Raw genomic sequence first — 24,672 nt, 5'->3', positions numbered from 1 at the left:
GAGCAATTTGAGGGCTCCGCGCCCGGCGCGCTTGCCCAAAACGAAACCAACGAATATGAAAACCAGACCCGCAGACTCTCGTTATGAATGAGGGAGCCTCGGGGGGCAGGTCACAGGGTGGAAGGGTTTCGAACCCCGGAAAGTGCCTTACCATTCAAAGCGTTAGGGGGCGGTTGCACCGATAAGTGTAAAATGGCGGAGAGAGAGGGATTCGAACCCTCGAGACGGTTCCCCGCCTACACACTTTCCAGGCGTGCGCCTTCGACCACTCGGCCACCTCTCCGTCAGGGGCCCGTTATACGCGTCAGATGCCGTCACGCAAGGGGTTTGCTGAACGCAGGCTGGAAATGACCACGTCTACAGCGATGGATTGTTAGCCGTTGCCCTTGATACGGGGGCGCTTTAACAAGCGCGACAGGGTCAGACTACCTTCGGTCGCGGCGCTTTTCGGCCAGCATCAGCATTGCGGGCGTGACGACAAGGGTCAAGATGGTGGCAACGACCAGACCGCCGGCTATGGTCGAGGAAAGCTCGGTCCAGTATTGGGTTGATGGCGCGCCCTGGATGATCTCACGCGTGAAAAAATTCAGGTTCAGGCCCAATACCATCGGCAGCAGACCAAGCGCCGTCGTAACCGAGGTCAGCAGCACCGGGCGCAAACGCTGGGCCCCTGTGCGCAGTGCCGCTTCGCGAGGCGGCACACCTTGCGCACGCAGATCATTATAGGTGTCGATCAGCACGATATTATTGTTCACCACAATCCCGGCCAGCGCAATCACGCCAACGCCGCCCATCACCACACCAAATGGCCGACCGGTCAGGACAAGGCCCAGCAGCACACCAGCGACGGAAAAGACAATCGCGCTCATCACAATGCCAGCCTGGCGCAGGCTGTTGAACTGGGCCACCAGCATCAGCAGCATCAGAAAAATCGCGCCGCCGAATGCACTGATCAGAAATTGTGCGGCCTCTTGCTGATCCTCAGCCTCGCCGCCGAAACTATAGGTGACGCCATCGGGCAACGTCGCGGCATCCAGCGCTGCTTGCAAGACCGTCAGCTGATCGTTGACCAACACACCCGGGGCGACATTTGCATCAATTGTGGTCACGCGGCTTTCGTCAACGCGGCGGACAATTCCGACCCGCTCGGACGGAGCAAAGGACACGAAATTGGAAATCGGCACCAGTCCTGCCGAGGTCGGAACGCGCAGATTGGTCAGTTCTGACAACGACCGCTCATCACGGGGAAAGCGCACCCGGATGTCCAGCTCTCCATCCGCGTCTTCGGGGCGGTAGTCGGCCACCCGGATACCTTGCGTCAAAAGCTGCACGGCCTGTCCGAGCAGGCTGACATCAGCGCCATAGCGTGCAGCCTCGGCCCTGTTGACAAGGATCGACAGCTCCACCCCCGGCAAGGGCCGCGTATCGGTGACGTCTGTAAAACCGCCCATCTGATCCATGATGCCGCGAACCTGCTCGACCGCGGCGGCCTGCGCCTCGGGGTTGCGGGCGCGCATTTCCAGGTTCACCGGCTTGCCTTGTGTCGGGCCGCCGCTTTCGGTCTGCACCTGGACATCGATGCCAGCAATATCGGCAACATCATTGCGAATCTGATCACCAATCTCGGCGGCTGTCTTTCGGGTGTCCCAATCGGCCAGGTCCAGCTGGATCGTGCCGATGATCTCTTCCTCACCCTGGCCCGCCATCATGGTGGAGCGGGCATAGGTGCTGTCGACCGAGGCATAGCCGATCAACCGCCGCTCTACCTCGCGGACCAGTGCGTCGCGTTCCCAGATAGAGAAATTGTCGCGGGCGCGAACCTCCACCTGCATGAACTCCGGCTCTACCGATGGAAAAAACGAAACCCCGCGGCCGAACTGACCATATGTGGCGAGGGCACCGATCAGCAAAGCCACCGCCAACATCAGGGTCGTCCCCGGCCTCAGAATGGCCTTTTCCAGCAGGCGCGCGTATGCGCCGGTAAAACCAGGGATGCGGCGGGGATCACCAGTTTCGGTCGCCATCAATGTGACTTTGGCTTGCGCGGTCTGCGGTTGCCGCTTGCCGATCACGCCGCCCAGAACAGGGATGAAGATCAGGGCCATGAACAACGAGGCAAACAGCGTGAAAATCACCGTCACCGGGATGAACTTCATGAATTCGCCCACAACGCCGGTCCAGAACAGAAGCGGAAAGAACACGCTAAGGGTGGTCGCCGTGGATGCGATGATCGGCCAGGCCATGCGTTTGGCCGCATTGGCATAAGCGGTTGAGGCCGTCGCCCCCTCCTGCAGGTTGCGATCAGCCAGTTCGACAGTGACAATCGCCCCGTCAACCAGCATGCCGACCACAAGGATCAGGGAAAACAGCACGACGATATTCATCGTGTAACCCATCATCCAAAGCGCTGCGACGCCGGTCAGAAACGCGCCCGGTATGGCCAGCCCCACCAAAATCGCCGAGCGCAGGCCCAGCGCAAAGACGATAACGATCATCACAAGAATGACCGCTGCAATCACGTTGGCCTCAAGATCCGACAACAGGGTCTTCACCTGTTCGCTCTGGTCCTGCAGGTAGGTGATATCGACAGTCTCGGGCCAGTCCTCACGCGCCTCAGCCACCACAGCGCGCACCTGTTCAACGGTTTCGATGATATTCGCGCCCGAGCGCTTGGTGATCTCAAGCGCAAGCGCGGGCTGGCCATCGATCCGGGCAAAGCTGGTAGGATCCTCGAAACTGCGACGGATCTGCGCGACATCGCCAAAGGTGACGACCGTGTCGCCACGCACCTTGATCGGCATTGCCATGACATCATCAACGGTTTCGATCAGGCCCGGCACTTTCAGTACGGCGCGTCCACCGGCAGATTCAATGGCCCCTGCCGCGATCAGACGGTTGTTGCGCTGCAGCTGGCCGATCACCTCATCAAAGCTCAGATTGTAGGTCTGGAACACGGTGGGGTCGATCAGGACCTCGACGAACTCCTCGCGCTCCCCGCCGATATCGACCTCCAGCACACCGGGGATCGCCTCGATCTCATCTTTCAGCGTATCGGCCAGCGTGTTCAGCGAACGCTCTGGGATCGGTCCGGACAGAACGGCGGTGATGATGGGGAACAAGGCCGTGTTGATCTCGGTGACTTTGATGTCATACGCATCTGACGGAAGGTTGTTTTCGGCCCGGTCAGCAGCTTCGCGCACCTTGTCGAGGGCAACGTCGATATCGCCGCCTGCCAGAAATTCCAGCTGCAGGCTGGCAAAACCCTCTGCCGCATCGCTGGACATTTTCTGCAACCCTTCGATGGCGCCGAACTCAGCCTCCATCGGTTCCAGCAGCAAACGCTCTGCATCGGTGGGACTGATCCCGTCCAACCCGGTCGAGACATAGACCAGCGGCAGCGGCACCTCTGGGTTCGCCTCTTTGGGAATGGAGATATAAGCAATAGCACCGACCGTCAGGATCAGCAGCAGGATCATCATCACGACCCGGGTGCGGGAAAAGGCCGCGTCGATCAGACCCCTCATTGCGTTATGTCCACAGCGGGACCGGTGCGCACGGCCTCTCCGTTGCGGACATAGCCCTGCCCGACCACGATCAGGTCAACTTCCTCCGGCAGGCCACTGATCCAGATACCGTCCACCTCGGCGCGGACGACTTCCACCGGATAGAACTTCGCCTTGTTGTCCAGCACCGTTTTGACGCCCAGATGGCCGCCAGCGTCCAGCGAGATAACGGATAGGGGCACGAAATGGGCCATGCTGGTGCCGGTCGGAATGCTGATCCGGGCAGAGACCCCAGCAGGGATAGCACCATCGGCGTTGTCGATTTCGATCTCAGCCAGAAAGGTGCGTGTCGCAGCCGAGGCAGAGGTGCCAACGAAGGACACGCGCCCTGTGCGGGTTTCCCCGGTGATAAAGCTGACCTCGGCCTCCTGACCACTTTCGATACGGCGAAGCGTCTGTTGTGGGACCTGCAACTCAACCGTTAAGGGGTGGATATCAACGATCCGGCCCACTTCGCTGCCGACAGAGACGAATTCCCCTGCGTCCAGTGTCAATTGCTCAATACGACCGGCGAAAGGGGCAAGGATGACGTTATTTTGCAAGGCATCCTGCGCCGCCGTCACCTGCGCCTGGGCATTGGCAAGCGCAACACGCGCCTGCGATACCCGGTCCGTTGTCGCAACCCCGCGGTCAAGCAGTTCGCTGGCATTGTCAAACTCACGCTGTGCGCGGCTAAGCTCTTCTTCCGCCCTTGTCAGATCGGCTGTGGCTCGGTCGGTTGACAGACGCGCGATCACATCGCCGGTTTCAACATCGGTGCCTTTCTCGGCCAGAATTTCCTCCACATTGCCCGAGGCTTCGGCCCGCAACGCGGTGTCACGATCCGGGCGCGCCTGACCTTCGGCGGTGAACAACAATGTCACAGGTTTCGCAGCAGAGGGTTGTATCGCCACCTTCACCGGCAATGGTTCTGCAGTTGATGCCACGGGATCATCATCCGGCGCGGGCGCGACAAATCCGCTGCCCATCCAAAGAACGACGGTCACAAGCAGGATCAAAGCAATCCAGAACGACCGCCGCGCGCCCTTATCATCCTGAAACGTAAGCGCCTGCGGCTCGGTGGTTTGATCCGTCATCTGCGTCACTCCGTTCCGGGTCCGGCTGGCTGCTTTGTTTCAGCTCAAGATATAACAATAGCAATCGGCAGGTTAAAGGTCGCATCCCGAATGACCCCAAGATTGAGAGGGTCGATTGGCCTTCCACGCCGCATGGCTATCATTGCCACCCGGCTTTGACGGTTTCGGATACCTCGCTTGCAGTGCCGTTTGCGAGGGTGACACCACACAACTGAAACAGCGCACCGCTACTCACCCTTGATCTGGATCGAAAAACTCCGACGCGCACCCTGGGGTGGTTTCGGAAACGGTGCGGCGCGGCGGACCACCTGGAGTGCGGCCTGATCCAATCGGGCCGAGCCAGAGCTGCGGGCAAGACCCACCTTTGCCAGCGCTCCATTCGCAGCAATGGTAAAAGAGATGGTGGCCGTGCCGCTTGTGCCGACCCTGGGCTTTCGCACCCGGCTTAATCTGCGCATCACCTTGCCGGGATAGTTGCTGACCGCCGCATTACCCGCCGCTTCAGAGCGCCCGCCATTTCCCGTGGTGCGTGCCGTCGCGGTTTTTGAGCCCGTGGACTCCCCCGCGCGGCTATTGGTGTTCGACTGGCCACGCGTTGTACGGGTTCGGTTGGCCTGCGTGGCAGAGGATTTCTCTTGCTGCGGTGGCTTGGGCGCTGTGCCGGCAAGGTCCGCAGGCCGCGCGGGCGGCCGAATGGTGTTAATGGCCCGGTTATCCGAGGGTTCGGCCTTTAGTACCTGTTTTGCTGGTTCCGACAGCACAGCCTTACGTGCCTGGGTCGGCGTTGCGGGCGCTGCCTCTGCGGGCTGGGCGCTTTGCGTTGTCGCCGTAGCGGTTGTTTTCGCGGCTTCTGGTGGGGTTGGCGCCGCAGCTGTGGCGGGCAGGATTTCGGGCTGCTCCGCTTGGAACGTCTGGATCGGCGGCTGCGACAAAGCAGGCACGGCCTTGGCTTTATTTGCAGGGTCCGGCGGGGTCGCAGCCGTTTTTTCGGGGGTATCTGGTGGAACCTTTTCGGCGGTGACCTTTGTGGGCGTTTCGGATTGCACCGGTTCGGCCTTGTCCGGTTCAGTGGCCTCAGCAGTCGCCTTTTGTGTCTCTGGCTCAGACGGTGTCGCCTTGGTCGGTTTAGCGGCCTCTGTCACCGGGGTTTGCGAGGTGTTTTCCGCATCTTCTGCGGTCAGTGTTCCGGCAGCCATATCCGCAAAACCGCTGCCAAGCCGAACCTCTGCCGCGCCAGAGGCCGCTTCGATCTGGATTTGCTGCTCGTCCATCAGATTGACCATGCCGCTGCCATGCGCCCCAAGTGCAAGGCCAAGCGCCGTGACCATCGCAAGGCGGGAACTGGCGATCATTTCAGCCCCCGTTCAGTGACCATCACCACCTTTTGCGCGCCAGCCTGACGCAAGGCACGGCCGATCCGGACCAGTTTGCTTGCAGCGAGGTTGCGATCCGGGACGATTTGCACCCGTGCCCGTCGATCCTCGGCCAGACCGGCGATAAAATCCGCCTCTGACGCGATATCCTTACCGCGCCAGCTCAATCGTCCATTGGCATGGATCACCAGCGCGTCAGGCGGCGGCGTGCCGTCCAGCTGGGCGGTGTTGACCAGCGTCAGATCCTTGTCCAGCGGCCGCGCCAGGGTTCCTGCAACAAGAAAGAAGATCAGCATCAGAAAGACGATGTTGATCAAGGCGATGGTTGGTTCCGCCTTGGTTCTGCGGGCAAGGCGTCTCATGCTGCTTCCAATACCGTTACACTCAGGTTGGGTAACTTGCGCAGCGCGACCAGCAGATCGGTCAGGCGCTGTGCGGTCACCTCGCCCTGTAGGGAGACAAGCACGGGGATGCTGGTGGCGTCCTGACCCAGCGCTGCAAACGCGCCTTTCAGATTATCCGTGGTCCGTTCGGTCCCATTCACGCGCAGGCTGTCCGGGCCAAGGGTCAGAAAGATCGGGCTTTCCGGGGCCTCTCCGCCGCCAGCCCCGGCGGCGGTCAGTTCTATCTCAGTAAAGCGGCTAAAGGTCGAGGACAGCATGAAAAACAGCAGCAGCAGAAATATAACGTCGATCAAGGACGTCATGGACAGCCGCCGTCTGGCCCGCTGCCTACGCATGCACCGGTGCCAGATCGGACGTCCGGGCCGGTGTATTGCCAGCCGGGGCCAGGACCGTGCGCAATGCCTTTTGCGCAAAGACGCGGTCGCTGTCCATGCGGGCCTCGAACCAGCTAAGAACCAACGTGGTCGGCATGGCCACCGCCAGCCCGACAGCCGTGGTCAGCAGAGCCACCCAGATGCCGCCCGCCAGGATCGAAGGGTCCACCTGATCGCCAGCCTGTTGCAGCGCCTGAAAGGCCGAGATCATGCCAAGCACCGTGCCGAACAGACCCAACAGCGGGGCCAGTTGCGAAACTGAATCCAGCAAACGAAAGCCGCCTTCCAGCCGGGCAAAACGCGCTTCTGCCTCGGCATCCAGCCGCGCCTGATCGGCCCGCCCGTCAAAGGCCATGCTGATCACCGGCGCCAGATAGCTGCGGGATCGGCCTAGGTAGTCCCGCGCCGCACCGCGATCCCCTGCGTCCCACTGCTCCACCGCGACGCCCAGGGCACTATGGCGCCCGACGCCGGAAACCGTGAATTGCCAAAGCTTGTATAGCACCAGCGCCAGCACAAGGACGGACAGGCCGCCCAAGACCATGACGACGGGACCGCCCAGCTCATAGGCCCGGCGCAATGCGTCCGCGATGGTTTCGATCATCCGATAACCTCGGTCTTGGTGCGGCTTTTCAACTCCAGCCCTCTCGTGCAGGCATCCGGTGCAAGCCCTGCACCATCGCAGGTCTCGGACCCATTGATCAGCAACCGGCCAAGATCGGCGCAGTTCAGATCCGGCACGACGAATTGGCGCACTCTGGGGCGGTTGCTGGGCAGGTTGCCAAAGTCGAACAGGGTCAGCCGGTCGACGCGGCCCTCGGTATCGAACAAGACCGCCTCGTAGACGGCCTTTTCGATATCCGTTGCATGGCTGTTCTGAATGACAAAGCTGATCCGGCACCCCGTGTCGACAGGATCACTTGCATTCAGCTCAACAGATACATGCGGGGTATCCTCGGACTGCGCTATCGCAGAAATCGGGAAAAGCGCGGCGCAAAACGCAACAACACGCGAAACAGAGCAGGTCATCCACCCAACCTTTGACGTTTGCAAAACGGTTCTGGCTTGGGGCTTTCCCCCTGGCTCTCGGGGGCGGACGCTAGCACCCCCGTGATTTGCGGGCAATACCTGATGAAAAATGTAAGCCTTTACGGCTTACATCTCCGGTTCAGCTGACATGCCGCTGGCCTGCCTATTAGAACTTCATCGACGCAGTGATCGAAAACTGCCGCCCTGGCTCATTTGCCGAAATGATTCCTGCTGGCAGGCCGATCCCGCCGGATGAACGACTGGCATAGGTTTCGTTAAAGATATTGTCCGCAGCAAATCGGACCTTCATGTTCGGCAAGGCCTCGGGCACATATTCTGCGTAGAGGTCAACAACCTGATACGCTGGAAGAGGCCCCATGAGGCCAAGGCGCCCGGCTGAGACGCCGGCAGTTTTGTTGTTCTTCAGGGCGATCTTCGCGATCCCGCCAACACGCCAGCTTTGGTTAACGTCCCAGCCACCTTCCAATGCGAACAGATGTCCGGTTGGCCGACCAAGATAATACGCTGTGCTTGTGATCGTTTCACCGTCAACGGTGACATCGGCATAGGTGTAGTTGAGTTTAGCAAATGCGGTGTCCCAGTCGTACCGAACCGATGCGTCCACGCCTTTTGTCGTCAGATCAACCGTCTACCCCCTGGCACCGGGCGTAGTGGGCAAGACAGCGGCGATGTCGTTGATCTCAGTATAAAACAGCGCCGCGCCAACCTGCAGACCACCATGATCATAACGAAGACCAAGCCGCGCGCTGTTAGAGCGTGATGGGACAAAACCGGCATAGTTCCAAGGTGTGCCAAAGTTGATCAGCGCTGCCTCACCCAGTTCATACCCACCCCAGACAGAGGCTGCCCCGGCGGTCAGTGTCAGCATATCGCTTAGCACCACATCCACGGCACCATTGGCGCTGAACCCACCCTTGGTGAAGGTGCTGTCATCGGCCCCTTTGAAATTCTGAAAGTCGTAGCGGGCACCGTAAGAGACCGAAATCCGGTCATTCAGGTTTTGTCGGGCCTGCGCATAAAGACCAACGTTGAACAAGCTTTCCTTGCCAGAGCTATTAAAGTTAGGTCCGGGCGACAGATCGGGTCCACGTCCCTCCCCCCGCGCCGTCTCACGGAAAAAGTCGATCCCGGCATTCACTGTGCCATTCCCAAGCTGGAATTCGTTCTCAAACTTGCCGCTAAAGCTCTTGTTTACTCCGTAAAGTCCGACAACGTCGATTTCCTGCTCGTTATAGGTTAGCTGCGCTGTCGGGGCGAACCATCCTGTCGGTTGCTCATCCGTGTAAGTCAGAGTCAGCGAACGGCGGCGCGAAAGGCCCGCAAAAAGCTCGTTTGGATCGCCGACCAGCCCATCGAAATCAGGGCGCAGAATGATAATCCCACCGGGTCCGGCCTGACCTGTACGGTCCCCCCGGTCTTCGGTCTGCGAGGCCGAAAATGACAGCCTGTGTCCGCTGTCACTGGTATACGCCACTTTGGCAAGGCCATTGAACACCTCTGGGGCCGTACCACGCATGCGCGTACCATCGCCGTCATCATAATCCTCGCCAAGGGCCAGTGACCCGCCGACAACCCATTCAAAGCCGCCCGCACGTCCGAACAGGTTCAGGCTACTGCGCCACCCTTGTCCATTTGTGCCCCAGGTCAGGGTGGCATAGCCGCCAAAACTGTCGCCCTCGTCCAGCAAATCGCGGGCATTTTTGGTTTCATATGCCAATGTACCAGCCAGTGCACCCGGACCGGCATCGGCAGGGGCCAGACCGGAACTGATATTGACCGATTTCAGCATAAAGGGGTCAATCAGCACATTGCCGGTATGGTGAAATGCAGATTTGTTTTGCCGTGCACCGTCGATGGTTACCGCCAAAAGGCTTTCCTCAACCCCATGCACGAAAACCTTTTGCCCGATCGCCGCACCGCCACTGGCGGTGACCGCTGTTTCGCCGTCAAACACCTCTTTCAACGAGTCCGGATCACGCGCTTCCAAATCTTCATCTGTGATCTCTTCATTGCCCAGCAGGCCTTGCGCAGCATCCGTTTCGATACGGATGACGCCCAGGTAAACTGGTTCCTCTGATTGTGCCAAAGCTGCACTTGTCGCGATCAGCGAAACGCCTGTCACGATCCAGCCATATGTCCCGATTTTCATGGATTACATCCCGTCTAAACCATTAATCTTACTAGATTTTCTGGAAAGACCGGTGCGGCGCCCTCTGGCTGGTTGTCGCGATAGCCGATTGCGACAAGAAAGGTCAACTTATTTTGTCAGATATTCGCGTGTTGCAATCAGAGGCAGACAAATATGTCAGTCCTAGAGCGTCATGCTAAAAACCTGAATCATCTAACGCTGCCTGAAATCATAGATTTCAACGCGTTTAATGATGCTTGATTTCTTGGGTATTTCGCGAGACGCCATAATCAGCTCACCCCTGCTTTTCACGAAGGCTGTCACAGGGATCATCACGCTCTGCCGGTGGGACGAGATGTACCTGATCATAGGGCGCGTCTGTTGGACCTTCGACGAAAGCGATGGACAAGGTTGCGACCCCGGGTTCAGCTGCTGCGATCATCGCAGGCACACCCCAGTCGGTTCGGGCATGGCCATTTCCGGCGATCACAACCACAGGTGCGCCGTGGCTTGTCAGGGCTTCCAGCGCGGCACGCGCAAACACGGCATCGCGAAAGCGCTGGATGCCGACCATACCGGCCATCATCTCCATCGGCATTGCCTCACAATGGGCTTGGAATTGCATCAATTCACGCGCGGCCTGCTGATCGGCTGGCAGACCGACATCCAGACCAAAGCGTCCGGCCTCGGAACCAAACACTGCAACCGCCCCCTTTTCATAGACTTCCCCAAGACCGTCCCTTGGGACTGCCGCACCTACGATCCGGGCGGTGCCGAGGGCGTCGAAGATGGGCTTGTAGAGGGCAAAGTCCGGCCATTTGCTTTCGCCCCAGATCAACGGAATAGCGCTGTGGTCAGCGTTGGCACGCGTGGCTTGTTCCGGTGTCAGCATTTCGAACACCACGGCCTTCGGGGCCAGGTCCGCCAGCATCTCGGCCTGGCCAAGATGGGCCTCGGGGTTGTCGTGCACCTCGCCCAAGACCACGATATCTGCCTTTGGCAGGCTTTCCGCAAACAAGGGGGCGGTGATCATCGATAAAAGCAGAGCAAGGCGGATCATATCGGTCTCTTTCAGGCAGTGGCCGCATGCGGCAGGATAAAGGGAACGCTATCTGGCGGCGGAGTCGAGACGCGCAGCTGGCAGCCATAGGCTTGGGACAGGATTGTATCGGTCAGCACCTCTTGCGGCGCACCAAAAGCCAGAACCTGCCCCTCGGATAGCACGGCCACCCGGTCGGTGAACAGCGCGGTCAGGTTCAGGTCATGCATGACGGCAATCACACCGCCGCCCGCCCGGGCAAAGCTGCGGGCAACTTCCATCACCTGAAGCTGATGCGCGATATCAAGGCTTGAGACCGGTTCGTCCAGCAGCAGCCAGCGCGGCACGCCATCGGCGATCGGTTCCCAGACCTGCGACAAGACACGGGCCAGCATCACACGCTGGGCCTCGCCGCCGGACAGGTCCTGAAAGAAATGCTCTGCGTAATGGGCCAGACCAACGCGGGACAGTGCCTGCATCGGCACCGAGCTGCAATCCCCCGCTGTGCCAGCTTGCAGCCCCATGCGGATCACCTCAAGCACCGTAAATGGAAAGGCCAGACGCGAGGATTGCGGTAGCACAGCACGCTGTGCCGCCAGTTGCCAGGGTTTCTGATGGCGGATATTGGCCCCGTTCAGCCGAACCTGTCCAGTATAGGGCAAGGTGCCCGTCGCTGCCCCAAGAAATGTGGACTTGCCCGAGCCATTTGGCCCGACAATCGCCGTCACCTCGCCCGCATGCGCCGACAGGCTGAACGCCGACAGCACCTGACGGCGACCATAGGCAACGCTGATATCAATGGCGTCAAAGCTCAAAACCCAACAATCCCTCGACGTTTCAGCAGGATCCAAAGGAAGACCGGCGCCCCCAGAACAGCCGTAACGATCCCGATGGGCAACTCTGCAGGCGCGATGATCACCCTTGCAATGACATCAGCCAAGATCAAAAGACTGGCCCCCAGCAAAGCGGAATTCAGCAACAACGCCCGATGGTCAGGGCCCGAGGCAAGGCGTAGCAGATGCGGCACGACGATCCCGACAAAGCCGATACCGCCGGATACAGCAACAGCCGCCCCCGTCGCACAGGCCACGGTCAGGATTGCAATGGATTTGATCCGTTGCACATCAATGCCGACATGGGCGGCGGTCGCCTCGCCCAGCGCCAGACCGTTCAGCCCGCGCCCCAGCGCCATCGCCACCCCCAGGGCCAGCAGGATAAGCGGCCCTGCGGCCATCACTTTGGCCCAGCTGGATCCGGCCAGCGATCCAAGGCCCCAGAATGTCAGATCGCGCAGTTGCCTGTCATCAGCGGCATAGACCAAAAGACCCGAAAGCGCCCCGGCCAGCGCCCCCAAAGCAATGCCGGCCAACAGCATCGTCGCAACAGATGTCGTACCATTGTGCGTCGATACCCGGTAAAGAAGAATGGTCGACAGCCACCCCCCGAAGAACGCCGCGAACGGCACCATGTGATTACCGACAAGATCAATCGCCCAAACGGGTAGCATCGCGCCCATCACAATTGCCGTTATCGTACCCAAACCAGCCCCGGCTCCGACCCCGACAATTCCGGGATCGGCCAGCGGATTTCGGAACAGCCCCTGCATCACAGCGCCCGAAACCGCCAGCGACGCCCCAATCAGCACCCCAAGCACAAGCCGGGGCAAACGGATGTCGAACAGCACCACCCGCTCCATATGGCTTAGCGCCTCGCCGGACCACAGCTTGCCCAGCAGCGCTGTAAAGCGAACATCCGATGCGCCAACCTGCAGGCTGGCAAGGCCGCAGACCAGCAGCAACAGCGCAAAGGCCCAGTGCAGCGCCCGCGCGCGGCTTAACCGGTCGCGCGGAACAAAGGCAGTGTCAGCAGCAGTATCGTCAATTGTCGCCATAAAGGGCCGCATTCAACTCTGCGATGGCATCTGCCGTACGGGGACCAAAGCCAAGCAACAGAAGGCCATTCATCCGAACCGCACTTCGGGTTTCAGCGGCAGGCGTCAAGCTGATGGAGGGCATGGCAAACAACTCGTCATCTGCCGCCCCGTGATCACCGCCGCGATCCATCATCAGGATAACATCCGGGGCCGCCAGACCGACCGCCTCGTCAGTGACCTGCTTATAGCCCTCGAAATCCACCATCACATTGCGACCCCCGGCCATGCGGATAATCGCGTCGGCCTCGGTGTTCTGGCCACCGGCTGTGATCCTGCCGCCTTGCGTCGACAGAGCGAACATCACTTTCTTTCGCTCAGCCTCCGGGCGGGTGGCGTCTTCCAGCGCGGTGTCCAGGGCGGCGCGGACCTCTGCAATCAAGGTGTCAGCTTTTTCCGGCACATCCAAGGCTTTGCCCACGACCTCGATCTTGCGGATGATACCATCGGCATCCATCGCGTCAGGCACTTCGACAAACGTCACATCAGCGGCGCGTATCACGTCAAGCGCCTCGACCGGTCCTGCGCCTTCCTCGGACAGGATCATTTCTGGTCCGACGGCCAGCACCCCTTCGGGCGACAGCGCGCGCATATAGCCCACATCCGGCAGGTCCGTTATCTCTGGTGGATAGGTGGAGGTGCTGTCCCGGGCGATCAGCCGATGCCCTTGCCCCAGGGCGACGACGATCTCGGTGACCGAGCCGCCGATCGACAGGACATTTGCCTTGGTCTGATCCTGAGCAGGGGCCTGCCCGGCCAGCAGAACCAGTGAAGCCGCAAGCGCGCGCGCGGCGGTGCCCAGCCGGATCATGCTGCCACCTCTTTGGCTGATGTCAGGCCGTCAACAATCCGCTTCCAGTCCGGGCGCGAATCCCGCCCCTCTTTTCCGATACCAAAGACCTGAAAGATCAGACCGCCTTCGGCATCAAAAGCCTCGACCGAGATGGCAGGACCGCGTTTGGTTGGTTTGTCCACCGTCCAAAGCTCTGCCACCTTGTCCAGGCGCACATGCAGGTTGAAACCGGGGTCCATCACATTCTGCCAAGGTCCCATCGGGTGCAGCGTGATGATCGGCCCCGAATGGATCTGGATGCAGCCGCGATTGCCGACAAAGATCATGACTTCGATCCCGGCCTTTTGGATCGCCTTCAACATCGCATCTGCCTGCGACGGTTCCAGCGCACGAACAAAGGGTTCTCCGGCGATGCGGTACGCGCCCAGCCGGTTCATCTTCAGCTTGGCGCAGAGGCGCAGAAACTGGTGTGTATCCGTCAGTTTGGCCCATTCACTGCGCAAGGTGTCCTGCTTTTCCGGCTGCGATTGCGCGGCTTCGGGCGGGGTCCTTGGTTCGACCGACTGGCCCGGCGTCTGATCCGGCAGGGTCAAGTCGGCCAGAACATCGCCCCAGGCATCATGATCCGAACTGTCGCGCAAATGTATCTTATGGACCGCATCACCCGCCGCATCGAAGACTTGCAACGAACGGCGCGGCTTCGCACCATCCTGTCCCGGTTTTTCAACCGCATAAGCATGCACCCAGCGTGACGGGAACATGCGCAGGTCGATTTTTTCGGTCAGGACCATCGAGGCATGCTCGCCCGGGTGATAATTTGCATAGCGCCCCACCTTTTCGTGGACGCAGTCACCAACCCGGGTCAGGGCCATAACCTCGCCCAGACGCTCAGCGGCTGGCATCAGGGCATCGGGATGGGCAGCGATGCGTGTGGACCCCTGACCGATACGCGCGGCGACCAACTGAGCCTCGGAAATGCCAAGGGTCTCGGCCAGATCGCGGGCGCGCATCTTCGGATTTGCGGCCTCAAAATCAAGAATTTCATCCCGGCTGGGCGTGGGGTGTTCGGTCATCAGTGCCTCGATTGCAGATCACGCTGAATTGGCTGGTCACGAGGAATGGACTGGCTTTGCGAATTTTCTTGACTGTTTTAGTCCGAATAACGTAACCCTGCAACCCATCGCAAACGCGATCACTGTAAATCACACAATATCCGCCGCGCTAGCCCTTGCCAGCTTCAGCTAATTCACATGCAAGGAAGGCGCCAGATGGTTAGGTCTGTATTGCGCGGCTCGGTCGCGCTTGTTTGTTTGAGTTTCGCACTGCCCGCGGCAGCGCAGGAGGGCGATGATGGCTATCTCGGGGTTCTGATCCTGACTGGTGGTAAACGAGACCTGACCTTTGGCACCGCCGTTCCCCGCACCGTGATCGACGAAGAGGAAATCGCCGACCGCCAGGGCTCTACCATCGGCGAACTGATCGACTCCGTTCCCGGCGTCCAGCTGATCAACGGTGCTACGCCGCAAGGCTCGGGCATCAATATCCGCGGCTTTGGTGCCAACACCACCTATGGCACCGACCAGAAAATCGCGATCGAGATTGACGGCGCCTCTGTCGGGTCCGAGGAACTGTACCGTATGGGCACGCAGATGTTCACCGACCCGATGCTTTATCGCGATATCGAGGTTCTGCGCGGTACCATCGGTAGCTTCGCTTATGGCTCTGGTATTGTCGGCGGTGTGGTTAAACTGGAGACCAAGGACGCATCCGATTTTACCGATGGAGAGATCGGTTTTGGCGGATCGCAGACATTGCAGTTGAACTCCAACGGGCTGGGTTTCGCCACATCAACCAATCTGGCTTACAAGGCGTCTGAGCGGGCAGAATTTCTGGTCAACCTTACTTGGCGCAAACACGACGACTATAAGTCCGGCGATGGAACCGAGATCGGTAATACCGGCTTTGCCATGCCTTCAGGGCTGGCAAAAGCAAAGTTCCGCTTTGGCGAAGATTTGGATCACGAACTGACCTTCAGCTACAATCAGTCCGTCGCTGACGACAAAGATGTGCCGTATGATCAGTTCGATACAACGGACGGCCTTTTTGGGAATGTCGATCGACTGACCGACACTAAGCAAGCATCTTTGGCATATAGCTGGGACCCGGCAAGCGAGCTGGTGAATGTCGAGGCAAATCTGACCTATGCGGATCAGCGCATCGACTATAGTTACGTGCCTGGGTCTTCACCACTGGAAGGGACCCCATCTTTCCCATTCCTGCTTAATATCATCAATGCGAACCAGCGATATCAGACGACCAAACTTCGTGTCACCAACACGGCGAAATTTGCCACCGGTGCAATTGATCACAAACTGCTGACCGGGCTGGAGTTTCAAAATCGCGTGCGGGCTGACAACTCCGCTGCCAGTGCCCCGGGCGGCACACAGCAACGCTGGGCTGCGTTTGTGATTAACGAAATGAAATTGGGCAATTTCACCGCAACGCCTGCGTTGCGCTATGAAAGCTCAAAAATCAGACCGACAAATCCGCTTGTTGTCGGACCGGATACGTATACCAGCTTCAGCGCAGATGCGATCATGGGCGGTGTGGCACTTGATTACGATTTTGGTGACGGTTTCTCCGTCTTCGGAAGCATCGCATATACCGAAGGCATGCCGATCATAGACGATGTTGGCAATCTGGAGAATGTAACAACCACAGAAAAGTCCCGGACAATTGAAATCGGCGCGGAGTATACGGGCAAGGGTGTATTTGCTGGCGGTGACAGCCTGACGATCCGGGCCAACGGCTACCGCACCAGACTCTGGGATGTGACCAGCTATTTCGGTGTCGATACGGTTGAAACAGAAGGGGTTGAACTTGAGGCGTCATATAGCATGGCTTCAGGTTTCTACCTTGATCTGAACGGGACTGTTTCCAGTGGACTTGAATACCCTGGTATTAACAATAATAATAGCTGGCGGAACGAGCTTGGCGACAATGTCCAGCTGACCCTTGGGCGCAAATGGGACGAACGGCTCGACCTGAGTTGGGAGGTCGTGAACGTCTTCGACAAACGCTTCGCTGGTGGCACCGTGAAGAATCCTGACAGCACGGTACATAACCTGCGCGCAACCTGGCGGCCAGAGCGAGGCTGGCTGCAGGGGGCTGAATTCCGTGTCGGGGTCGAAAATGTCTTTGATCTGAACTACAATCAACACCTGTCCTCAGTGACACGCAAAGCCCCCGGCCGTACCTTTAAGGTCAGCCTGACGAAGCGGTTTTAACACAACCTGGCTTGGCCCCGGGTGTTGCTCAATGACACCCAGGGCCGGGCCTGACCACTCATAAAGCAATCCTCCGATATCCTGCATATTCCAGAAAATACCATTCTCAAGCTTGCTGCGATCCTCAACCCGCGCCTCACAGCAATCAGACCCAACGCTTCTGCAACTGCCGTGCCATATCGGCCTGCCGGGATTTTATTGCAACGTCCCGATTGCACTTTGCTGATATCGTGGAAAGAATGCTTCGAACCGGAGCAATCTGAACGAACTGGACGCTGCTTTGCCGAATGTGACACTTAAGGATGTTGCCGAACTTGCGGGGGTTTCGCGCTCTGCGGTTTCGCGTACCTTTACCAAAGGGGCATCGGTTTCCGGTAAGACCAGAGAAAAGGTTGAGCGGGCCGCGCAAAAGCTGGGCTATAGCCCCAATGCGCTGGCATCTTCGCTGACCACGGGGCGGACCAAGTTGATCGGTCTGATCTCCAACAACTTTCACAACCCGATTTTTCTTGAGGTGTTTGACCAGTTTACGCGGGCCTTGCAGGAACGGGGGTTGCGCCCGCTGATCGTCAATCTGTCGGATGAAAAGGAACCCGCGCACTCGGTGACCATGCTGCGTCAGTATTCTGTTGATGCCGTCATCGTTGCCTCATCAACTCTGCCGCCAACCTTTGCCAAGGCGTTTCATGACGCCGGTGTCCCGGTTGTGCATACATTCGGGCGGTCCAATACCTCACCGGATGTGCATGTGGTGGGGATCGACAATGTGGAATGCGGCCGTATTGCCGCGCGCGAATTGCTGGCGCGGGGATATAAGCGGCTGGGTTATCTTGGCGGGCCAAGGGATGCGACCTCGGCGCAGGATCGTCTGAAAGGGTTCGAGGACGAGTTGCGCGGGATCCGCGGCATTGAGGTTCACAGCGTGTTTTCCGGCGCATATTCCTTTGATGCCGGGCGGGCTGAGATGCTGCGCCAACTGGCGGGCACCCCGGCAGAGGCGTATTTTTGTGGCGATGACGTTTTGTCAATCGGGGCGCTGTCTGCGCTGCGCGACCACGGGCTTAAGGCGGGTCAGGACATCGGCATTATCGGGCTGAACGATATGGAGATGGCGCGCTGGGAAAGCATTGACCTGACCACCATCCATCAGCCGATTGAGCGCATCATCACAACCTCGGTCGATCTGGTCGAAGACTTGCTGCAAGAGCCGGACCGCTACCCCGAGGCACGGATATTCCCCTGCAAAGTCATCGAACGTGGAACGCTGCGAGGCAGATCTTAGCTGGCCTTCCTAAAGCGTTTCTGGCTGCGCAAGTTTTAGCGGGTAGTGCATCACCGAGCCGTGGCGCGGCGATCCGCCTTTTGGTTTTTTGTGATTTATGGATGCCACCAGCGCGTTCCCTTTGTCGGGGGACCCCAGCCCAACCCAATCGCCGTGCCGACGGGACGGCCCGGCGATGCGCGACGGCCTTCGGCCTTGATTCCGCGCGCATCCTTTGCAGCTTTGGACAACTTCCTTCAGTTTCCGCACATCAGAAACGGCTAAACCGGCCACGGGCCTTAACGAAACATCGGCGGGCGGGCGTCTTGCCAGGCTCCATCGTTGCTGGCTGAGGCAACTGCCGAATGCACTGCCGCGATGGATCGCAGACCATCGGTTGCACCGGGCAGCCCGTCGCGCGTTTCCCCGTGGATTGCATCGGCAAGATCGCAATAGATATTGGCAACCGCCAGCGGAAAGCCCTCGGGATGGGCGATGGCAACGCGGGACAGGCGGGTGGCGTCCTCGTGCAGGCCAGCTTCGCCCTTTTCGATGATCTGAGTGCGTCCGCCCACCGGGGTATAGATCAACTGGTTCGGCTGTTCCGAGGTCCAGCGCAGACCGCCGGTTTCACCAAAGACCTGAATGTCGAACCCATGCTGACGCCCGATCGCAACGGATGAGGTCCAAAGCCGCCCGACCATGCCCCCTTCCATGCGGAAATTGACCATCGCGTCGTCTTCCAAAACGCGCGAGGGGATGGTGGAGGCCATATCCGCCGATAATTTACTGACCTGATCATCGCAGATGAAACTGGCCATATGCAGAGCGTGAATGCCGCAATCCGCAAACTGGCCGGAGACGCCCGCCATCGCCGGATCATAGCGCCAGCGCACCCGGGGATTGTCGGCATCGGTCGCGTCACCATGATGTCCATGGCTGAAATTGGTCACGACAAGCCGCACCTTGCCGATCTCACCGGCGCGCACCATTGCGCGGGCCTGACGTACCATCGGATAGGCGGAATAGCAGTAATTGACCGCGCAGATCCGGCCCGAGGCTTCGGCCACCCGGACGATTTCCTCCCCCTCTTCGACGCTCATGGTCATCGGTTTTTCGCAAAGCACATGAAAACCGGCTTCCAGAAACGCCTTGGTGATTTCGAAATGGGTGGCGTTGGGCGTGGCCACGGTCACCAAATCGACCCGGTCCTCGCGCTGCGTTTCCCCGGCCAGCATGTCTTGCCAGTTGCCATAGGCCCGGTCTGCGGCAAGGCCCAGTTTTTGTCCATAGGCCCGCCCGGCCTCTGGCTGGTGGTCCAGTGCCCCGGCAACGAAATCAAACCGGCCATCAGCCAGCGCGCCCAGCCGGTGTGCTGGTCCGATCTGGCTGCCTTCGCCACCGCCGATCAGTCCCCATTTCAGTTTGGTCATGTCGTTTCCTAGAACTTGCTGATGTCCTGCCAGGACTTGGTCTGCGATGACGACCGTGCCGCCTCGATCACGCGGTTAACCTCGTGCCCATCGACAAAGGTCGGCCAGATTGGTTTGCCGGTTTCGATGGCTTGTAGAAAGTCCCGCGCCTCGATGATGATCTGATCCTGATACCCGGTGCCATGCCCCGGCCCCTGGCAAAACGGCTCATAGTCGGGATGCGCCGGGCCTGTCAGTATCTTGGTAAATCCACGCTCCGCCTCTGGGCCCTGCATCCGGTAAAGCCACAGCGCATTCTGATCCTCCTGATCGAAGCGGATGGCGCCTTTCGTGCCCGAGATTTCATAGGCATAGCCCATCTTGCGACCCGTTGCGACGCGGCTGAAATACATATGCCCCATCACCCCATTCGCAAAACGGCACATCATCTGGGCGTGATCATCATTGGTAACATCACCGCCCGGACGCGTTGCATGGACCGTTTCGACATCGGCCATCACGCTGCCGATTGGCCCGATCAGGGCCAGCGCCGCATTGATCATGTGAGGGGCTAGATCACCCATCGTGCCGTTGGCATCACCCGATGTCCGCCAGTTGGCAGGCGTCGCAGGATCGGCCAGAAAATCCTCAGTATGTTCGCCGCGAAACCAGTTGATATCGCCAATCTCACCTTGCGCAATCAGCGCGCGCGCGTAGCGGCTGGCGGGGGTGCGAATGTAGTTAAAGCCAACCATGTTGGTGACACCGGCCCGGTCTGCCGCCGCAACCATGGCCCGGCTGTCCTCAAGCGATGCACCCAGCGGTTTTTCGCAGAAAACCGGCTTGCCCAGCGCAAAGGCTGCCTCTGCAATCGCGCGATGTGTCCCCTGAGGGGAGGCGATGACGATAGCCTGCACCTTTGGATCGCTAACCAACACCTTCCAGTCCGAGGTTGCGCGCGCAAATCCATAAGCAGCGCGGTAGGTTTCGGCGCTGTTATCGCTACTGGCGCAGATCATTTCCAGCCGAGGTCGCAACGCGGTGTTAAAAACCGCCCCGACGGCTGCCATTGCCACGGAATGCGCCTTGCCCATGTAGCCGCCGCCGACAATGCCAATCCCGATCTCTGACATCTCGTTCCCTCTGACAACAGTATTTGCAACCGGTTGCAAAACCGGTATCGTAGGATTCGTTCCGACGCAAGATGTTTCAATATCGCTCGGGGCACGAACATCGTCCGGGGAGGGGGCTGCATGGCTGGGTTGATCGACGGGATCAAGGGAAACCGTTTCGCGGTGTTTGGCCGTGCTGGCATGGACATGTTTGCTGACCCGATTGGCGTAAAAAGCGAAGATGCTGACACATTTCGCGCCGATCTGGGCGGCTCCTCGGCCAATATATGCGCAGGTCTGGTCAAGCTGGGCAGTCAGGCATCGCTGATCACATCGGTTTCAGACGATGCCGTGGGGCGCTTTGCGCTGAACCGGCTGAAACGATACGGCGTCGATACATCCGATATCAAGATTCTGGGCGGCGAATACCGCCTGTCGCTGGCGGTTTACGAAAGCACAATGGATAACTTTCAAAACGTCATCTACCGCAACGGGGCCGTGGATTTTCAGGTAACCGAAGAGGACATGGACCGGGTCGATTACAGCCGGTTTTCAGCGCTGATCACCGCTGGAACCGTGTTTGCCGCCGAACCATCGCGAAGCGCCACCTTTCGCGCCTTTGACAATGCACATAAGGCCGGTCTGCCGGTGATCTTTGACATCGACTACCGCCCCTATAGCTGGCCCTCGGCCGAGATCGCCGCAGAGGTCCTGTCACGCGCCGGTGATGCAAGCGATCTGATTGTCGGCAATGACGAAGAATTCGGCTTTATGGCAGGCGGTCTGGACAAAGGACTGGCCAAGGCGCGCGCGCTGGCAGAGGCAGGCAAAATGGTCATCTACAAAATGGGCGAAGGCGGCGCGATCACCTTTGCCGACGGTCAGGAAATCCGCACAGGCATCTATCCGGTGACGGCTGTGAAACCCAACGGGGCGGGCGATAGTTTCATGGCCGGGCTGCTATCCTCAATCGCAGATGGGCACGACCTGCGCAGCGCTGTTTTGCGCGGGTCGGCCTGCGCCTCGATCGTGGTCAGTAAGCCGGGATGCGCACAGGCCATGCCGACAACCGCTGAACTTGACGCGTTCCTGTCCAGCCATCCCGGCCCCACCGAAGCCTGAAAGGACACCCATGCATATCGCCCCGTTTGACAACCAGAACAAACCCATCGTCGATGCCGATGACGCGACGGTGCCGCTGAACTACTTCAACATCGTGAAACTAAAAAAGGGTGAGGCATTTGAGTATCAGGTGCCGGGCTATGAGACCTGCATCGTGCCAGCAACCGGCACTGTCGATGTGCAGGTCGAAGGGGTGCGTTTTGATAACCTCGGCAAGCGCGGTGTCGATGTCTGGGATGGCGAACCCGAAGGCGTCTATGTGCCGACCGGGGCCAAGGTCACCCTTGTCTGCACCTCAGAGGCAACCGAAACCTTCATTGCCGGTGCGCGCTATGGCAAGGTTTTGGAGCCGTTTGACGTGCGGACCCCTGACCTTGTGCAATACGGCTCGGACGACACCAAGACGCATCGCAAGATCAAGCATATCCTGGGTCAGAAACAGCATGACAAGGTCGGTCGCCTGCTGGTGAGTGAGCTGTTCACCGTCGGGCAAGGCGGCTGGTCCGGCTTTCCCAGTCACAAGCACGATACCGACCGCCTGCCGGATGAAACCCGCCATGACGAGACATATAACTTCCGCTTCCGGCCCAACCATGGCTCTGGTCTGCAGATGTTGCAGCGTGAGGATGGAACGCCGGGCTATGCCTATCACATCGTCGACGGTTCCACGATCTGCATCGACAAGGGTTATCACCCCTGCGCCGTGCTGCCGGGATATGAGATGTACTATTTCACCATTCTGGGCGGGCTGAGCCAGCGTTCGCTTGTTCAGTATTTCCAGCCTACCCATGCGGATCAGATCGAGACAATCCCGGGTATCAAAGATATGATTGCGAAGTTCAAATGACCCTGGCCACCCTGAAAGACGTCCTGCAACCCGCCTATGAACAAGGCTACGCCGTCGGCGGTCTGGTCACCCTTGGCTGGGAAGACATGCGCGCCTATGTCGCCGCGGCCGAGGCCGAAAACACACCCGTGATCCTGCAGGCCGGACCATCCTGCCGCGAACACACACCCTTGCCGGTTCTGGGCAAGATGTTCCGCTATCTGGCCGAACAGGCCAGCGTGCCGGTCGTCGCGCATCTGGACCATGGCTACACGTTCGAGGATTGCCGCATCGCATTGGAAAGCGGCTTTACCTCGCTGATGTTCGACGGGTCCCGCAAGCCTTTGCAGCAGAATATCGACGAAACCGCTGCCATCGCCGAAATGGCCCATAAAGCAGGCATTTCCTGCGAGGGAGAGATCGGCTTCGTCGGCTATTCCGGTGGCGAAGGCTCTGCCGGGACGGACCCGGCAGAAGCGGCAGAATTCGCCCGGCAAAGCGGCGTCGACGCGATGGCGATTTCTGTCGGCAATGTCCATTTGCAGGAAAACAAGGAAGGCGGCCTTGATGAGGACCGCATCCGGGCGATAGAGGCAGTCACCAATATCCCACTGGTGATCCATGGCGGCTCCGGCGTTCCAGTCGAACAGCGCGCGAGGCTGTCCCGGGACAGCGCGATCTGCAAGTTCAACATCGGTACCGAACTGCGCAAGGCCTTCGGCACCGCCATGCGTCAGGCAGTAAACGCCGATCCCGACCGTTTTGACCGGGTACAAATCCTGCAAGACACCCACGAGCCGCTGGTCGCTGCAACCAGACAGGTTTTGCGTGCGTTTGGTGGCAGGTAGTTAGGGCCTTGTCAGCGTCTTAAACACTGCCGGCTTTCTCGATCACAAGCGCTCGAACCGGTCCGTCAGGGCGGGCAACATGTTCATCGCCGTCCTCTGCATGAAAAATATCGCCCTGTTGCAGACGTAGAACTTTCTCTTCTCCATTTTGTCTTACGTGCATATCGACTTCTCCGTCGAGGACAACGAAGACCTCAGGACCGTCATTTACATGCCATTTGTATGGTGCATCTGTCCAATGAAGTCGCGTCGTCAATTCGCTCAATATCCAGGGCGTCCCATGCCTTTTGGCCGGTGAATTCTCTTGCGGTGATCTTCTGCATATCATTACCTCAGCTTGGATTTTGATGTCTCACGCGAATGATGCGAGGTTAACGTGAGCACACTGCCGTGGACATCTGCGTTCCGACGTAAACGGCTTGCCATTCGAGGAAACTTGACTTGGATCGGACGGATAAACGAATACTGGCGGTCCTAGAGCGAAATGCTCGTACGAGTGCCGCTGAAATCGGGCGGCAGATCGGGTTGTCCCGCACGGCGGTTCAGGACCGTCTTTCAAAACTTGAGACCAGTGGCGTAATAGGCGGCTACCGAGTACAGATCTCTGACACCCAAGTTGGCCTGATCCGTGCCGTTATATTCGTTAAGATTGCCGCCCGTCCTTGCGAACAAGCTTTGAACTGGATGGTTTCGCTGGAGGGCGTCCAAGAAGTGGCGTCTTTGTCTGGTGAGATTGACGCAATTGTCAGATGCACTGTTCCAGATGTTGTCGCCCTGACCGCGCTTAAAGCGTTTCGGGATAAACCTAAGACACAAGCTTATCCCGAAACGCAGTGATAAGCCTATATGGCGTAAGCGTTTCGATTTTATGTAATGTCTCAAGGTAAATGCGAAACGCTTTAATGACAAAATTGGGGCGAGCAATTTGATCGCTAGCTCAACCTCAAACATCATACTTAGAGCACCGTCCATTTAATCTGCAACATACCCGGCAGCCTTGAAGAGATTTCGGCACTCGTCTGGTGGGAAGAGGTCGCATGTTTGTGCAACGGATTTGAAAAGCGCTTCGAAGGT

At 59.0% G+C, this 24,672-nt stretch carries 21 protein-coding genes, 1 tRNA gene and 1 pseudogene; 6 read left to right on the top strand and 17 right to left on the bottom strand.

Annotation, left to right across the window (positions count from 1 at the left end; all coding sequences use genetic code 11):
• Positions 1–193 precede the first annotated feature (193 nt).
• The 14 genes and pseudogenes from ACW9UQ_RS14775 to ACW9UQ_RS14710 form a co-directional block, all read right to left on the bottom strand.
• Positions 194–283: transfer RNA gene (locus ACW9UQ_RS14775), tRNA-Ser, on the bottom strand.
• A gap of 142 nt (positions 284–425) precedes the next feature.
• Positions 426–3,524 carry an efflux RND transporter permease subunit gene (locus ACW9UQ_RS14770; protein WP_458931790.1) on the bottom strand — a complete coding sequence of 1,033 codons (3,099 nt, stop codon included), beginning with the start codon at positions 3,522–3,524 and terminating at the stop codon, positions 426–428.
• Entirely contained in the window at positions 3,521–4,639 is a 1,119-nt protein-coding gene (locus tag ACW9UQ_RS14765; RefSeq protein WP_458931789.1) for an efflux RND transporter periplasmic adaptor subunit, read from the bottom strand. The genes ACW9UQ_RS14770 and ACW9UQ_RS14765 overlap by 4 nt, the downstream gene beginning before the upstream one ends.
• A 227-nt stretch (positions 4,640–4,866) precedes the next feature.
• The gene (locus tag ACW9UQ_RS14760; RefSeq protein WP_458931788.1) at positions 4,867–5,991 is read right to left on the bottom strand and encodes an energy transducer TonB family protein; all 1,125 of its coding nucleotides are present in this window, start codon (positions 5,989–5,991) and stop codon (positions 4,867–4,869) included.
• Entirely contained in the window at positions 5,988–6,374 is a 387-nt protein-coding gene (locus tag ACW9UQ_RS14755) for an ExbD/TolR family protein (RefSeq protein WP_458931787.1), read from the bottom strand. The genes ACW9UQ_RS14760 and ACW9UQ_RS14755 overlap by 4 nt, the downstream gene beginning before the upstream one ends.
• A complete protein-coding gene (locus tag ACW9UQ_RS14750; protein ID WP_458931786.1) occupies positions 6,371–6,751 on the bottom strand; it encodes a biopolymer transporter ExbD in 381 nt (126 codons plus the stop codon). Before ACW9UQ_RS14750 ends, ACW9UQ_RS14755 begins: the two co-directional genes overlap by 4 nt.
• Positions 6,744–7,394: a MotA/TolQ/ExbB proton channel family protein gene (locus ACW9UQ_RS14745; RefSeq protein ID WP_458931785.1), complete on the bottom strand. Its 651-nt coding sequence runs from the start codon at positions 7,392–7,394 to the stop codon at positions 6,744–6,746. Before ACW9UQ_RS14745 ends, ACW9UQ_RS14750 begins: the two co-directional genes overlap by 8 nt.
• On the bottom strand, positions 7,391–7,819 hold the full coding sequence (locus ACW9UQ_RS14740) for a hypothetical protein (RefSeq protein WP_458931784.1): 429 nt from the start codon (positions 7,817–7,819) through the stop codon (positions 7,391–7,393). The genes ACW9UQ_RS14745 and ACW9UQ_RS14740 overlap by 4 nt, the downstream gene beginning before the upstream one ends.
• A 166-nt stretch (positions 7,820–7,985) precedes the next feature.
• Positions 7,986–9,989, bottom strand: a pseudogene (locus ACW9UQ_RS14735) (TonB-dependent receptor domain-containing protein).
• Positions 9,990–10,263: 274 nt separating this feature from the next.
• Positions 10,264–11,028, bottom strand: coding sequence for a ChaN family lipoprotein (locus tag ACW9UQ_RS14730; RefSeq protein WP_458931783.1), 765 nt, complete (start codon positions 11,026–11,028; stop codon positions 10,264–10,266).
• Between the two features lie 11 nt (positions 11,029–11,039).
• Positions 11,040–11,822, bottom strand: a complete 783-nt coding sequence (locus ACW9UQ_RS14725) for a heme ABC transporter ATP-binding protein (protein ID WP_458931782.1) — start codon at positions 11,820–11,822, stop codon at positions 11,040–11,042.
• Positions 11,819–12,910 carry a FecCD family ABC transporter permease gene (locus ACW9UQ_RS14720; protein ID WP_458931781.1) on the bottom strand — a complete coding sequence of 364 codons (1,092 nt, stop codon included), beginning with the start codon at positions 12,908–12,910 and terminating at the stop codon, positions 11,819–11,821. The genes ACW9UQ_RS14725 and ACW9UQ_RS14720 overlap by 4 nt, the downstream gene beginning before the upstream one ends.
• Positions 12,885–13,748, bottom strand: coding sequence for a heme/hemin ABC transporter substrate-binding protein (locus tag ACW9UQ_RS14715; protein WP_458931780.1), 864 nt, complete (start codon positions 13,746–13,748; stop codon positions 12,885–12,887). Before ACW9UQ_RS14715 ends, ACW9UQ_RS14720 begins: the two co-directional genes overlap by 26 nt.
• A complete protein-coding gene (locus tag ACW9UQ_RS14710; RefSeq protein WP_458931779.1) occupies positions 13,745–14,803 on the bottom strand; it encodes a hemin-degrading factor in 1,059 nt (352 codons plus the stop codon). Before ACW9UQ_RS14710 ends, ACW9UQ_RS14715 begins: the two co-directional genes overlap by 4 nt.
• Before the next feature lie 195 nt (positions 14,804–14,998).
• Here ACW9UQ_RS14710 and ACW9UQ_RS14705 point away from each other — a divergent pair, with 195 nt between their 5' ends.
• Positions 14,999–17,017, top strand: a complete 2,019-nt coding sequence (locus ACW9UQ_RS14705) for a TonB-dependent receptor plug domain-containing protein (RefSeq protein WP_458931778.1) — start codon at positions 14,999–15,001, stop codon at positions 17,015–17,017.
• 280 nt (positions 17,018–17,297) lie between these two features.
• A complete protein-coding gene (locus ACW9UQ_RS14700; protein ID WP_458931777.1) occupies positions 17,298–18,299 on the top strand; it encodes a LacI family DNA-binding transcriptional regulator in 1,002 nt (333 codons plus the stop codon).
• 278 nt (positions 18,300–18,577) lie between these two features.
• On the opposite strand, the gene ACW9UQ_RS14695 is transcribed toward ACW9UQ_RS14700, so the two are convergent.
• Together ACW9UQ_RS14695 and ACW9UQ_RS14690 are read right to left on the bottom strand one after the other, a co-directional pair.
• Positions 18,578–19,711 carry a Gfo/Idh/MocA family protein gene (locus ACW9UQ_RS14695; protein WP_458931776.1) on the bottom strand — a complete coding sequence of 378 codons (1,134 nt, stop codon included), beginning with the start codon at positions 19,709–19,711 and terminating at the stop codon, positions 18,578–18,580.
• An 8-nt stretch (positions 19,712–19,719) separates the two neighbouring features.
• Positions 19,720–20,823, bottom strand: coding sequence for a Gfo/Idh/MocA family protein (locus ACW9UQ_RS14690; RefSeq protein ID WP_458931775.1), 1,104 nt, complete (start codon positions 20,821–20,823; stop codon positions 19,720–19,722).
• A gap of 120 nt (positions 20,824–20,943) precedes the next feature.
• Here ACW9UQ_RS14690 and iolC point away from each other — a divergent pair, with 120 nt between their 5' ends.
• From iolC to ACW9UQ_RS14675, 3 genes are read left to right on the top strand one after another with little or no spacing between them, the layout of a single operon-like run.
• The gene (iolC, locus tag ACW9UQ_RS14685; protein WP_458931774.1) at positions 20,944–21,924 is read left to right on the top strand and encodes a 5-dehydro-2-deoxygluconokinase; all 981 of its coding nucleotides are present in this window, start codon (positions 20,944–20,946) and stop codon (positions 21,922–21,924) included.
• Between the two features lie 10 nt (positions 21,925–21,934).
• Positions 21,935–22,771: a 5-deoxy-glucuronate isomerase gene (locus tag ACW9UQ_RS14680; RefSeq protein WP_458931773.1), complete on the top strand. Its 837-nt coding sequence runs from the start codon at positions 21,935–21,937 to the stop codon at positions 22,769–22,771.
• Positions 22,768–23,598, top strand: coding sequence for a class II fructose-bisphosphate aldolase (locus tag ACW9UQ_RS14675; RefSeq protein ID WP_458931772.1), 831 nt, complete (start codon positions 22,768–22,770; stop codon positions 23,596–23,598). Before ACW9UQ_RS14680 ends, ACW9UQ_RS14675 begins: the two co-directional genes overlap by 4 nt.
• A gap of 19 nt (positions 23,599–23,617) precedes the next feature.
• On the opposite strand, the gene ACW9UQ_RS14670 is transcribed toward ACW9UQ_RS14675, so the two are convergent.
• Positions 23,618–23,863 (bottom strand): cupin domain-containing protein, encoded by a 246-nt coding sequence (locus ACW9UQ_RS14670; protein ID WP_458931771.1) that lies wholly within the window; start codon positions 23,861–23,863, stop codon positions 23,618–23,620.
• A 176-nt stretch (positions 23,864–24,039) separates the two neighbouring features.
• Here ACW9UQ_RS14670 and ACW9UQ_RS14665 point away from each other — a divergent pair, with 176 nt between their 5' ends.
• Positions 24,040–24,435: an Lrp/AsnC family transcriptional regulator gene (locus ACW9UQ_RS14665; protein ID WP_458931770.1), complete on the top strand. Its 396-nt coding sequence runs from the start codon at positions 24,040–24,042 to the stop codon at positions 24,433–24,435.
• Positions 24,436–24,672: the final 237 nt, after the last annotated feature.

The sequence above is a fragment of the Halovulum sp. GXIMD14793 genome, from assembly GCF_054457435.1.
Note: the sequence above shows the minus strand (reverse complement) of the source record. Positions and strands in the feature narration are given on the sequence as shown.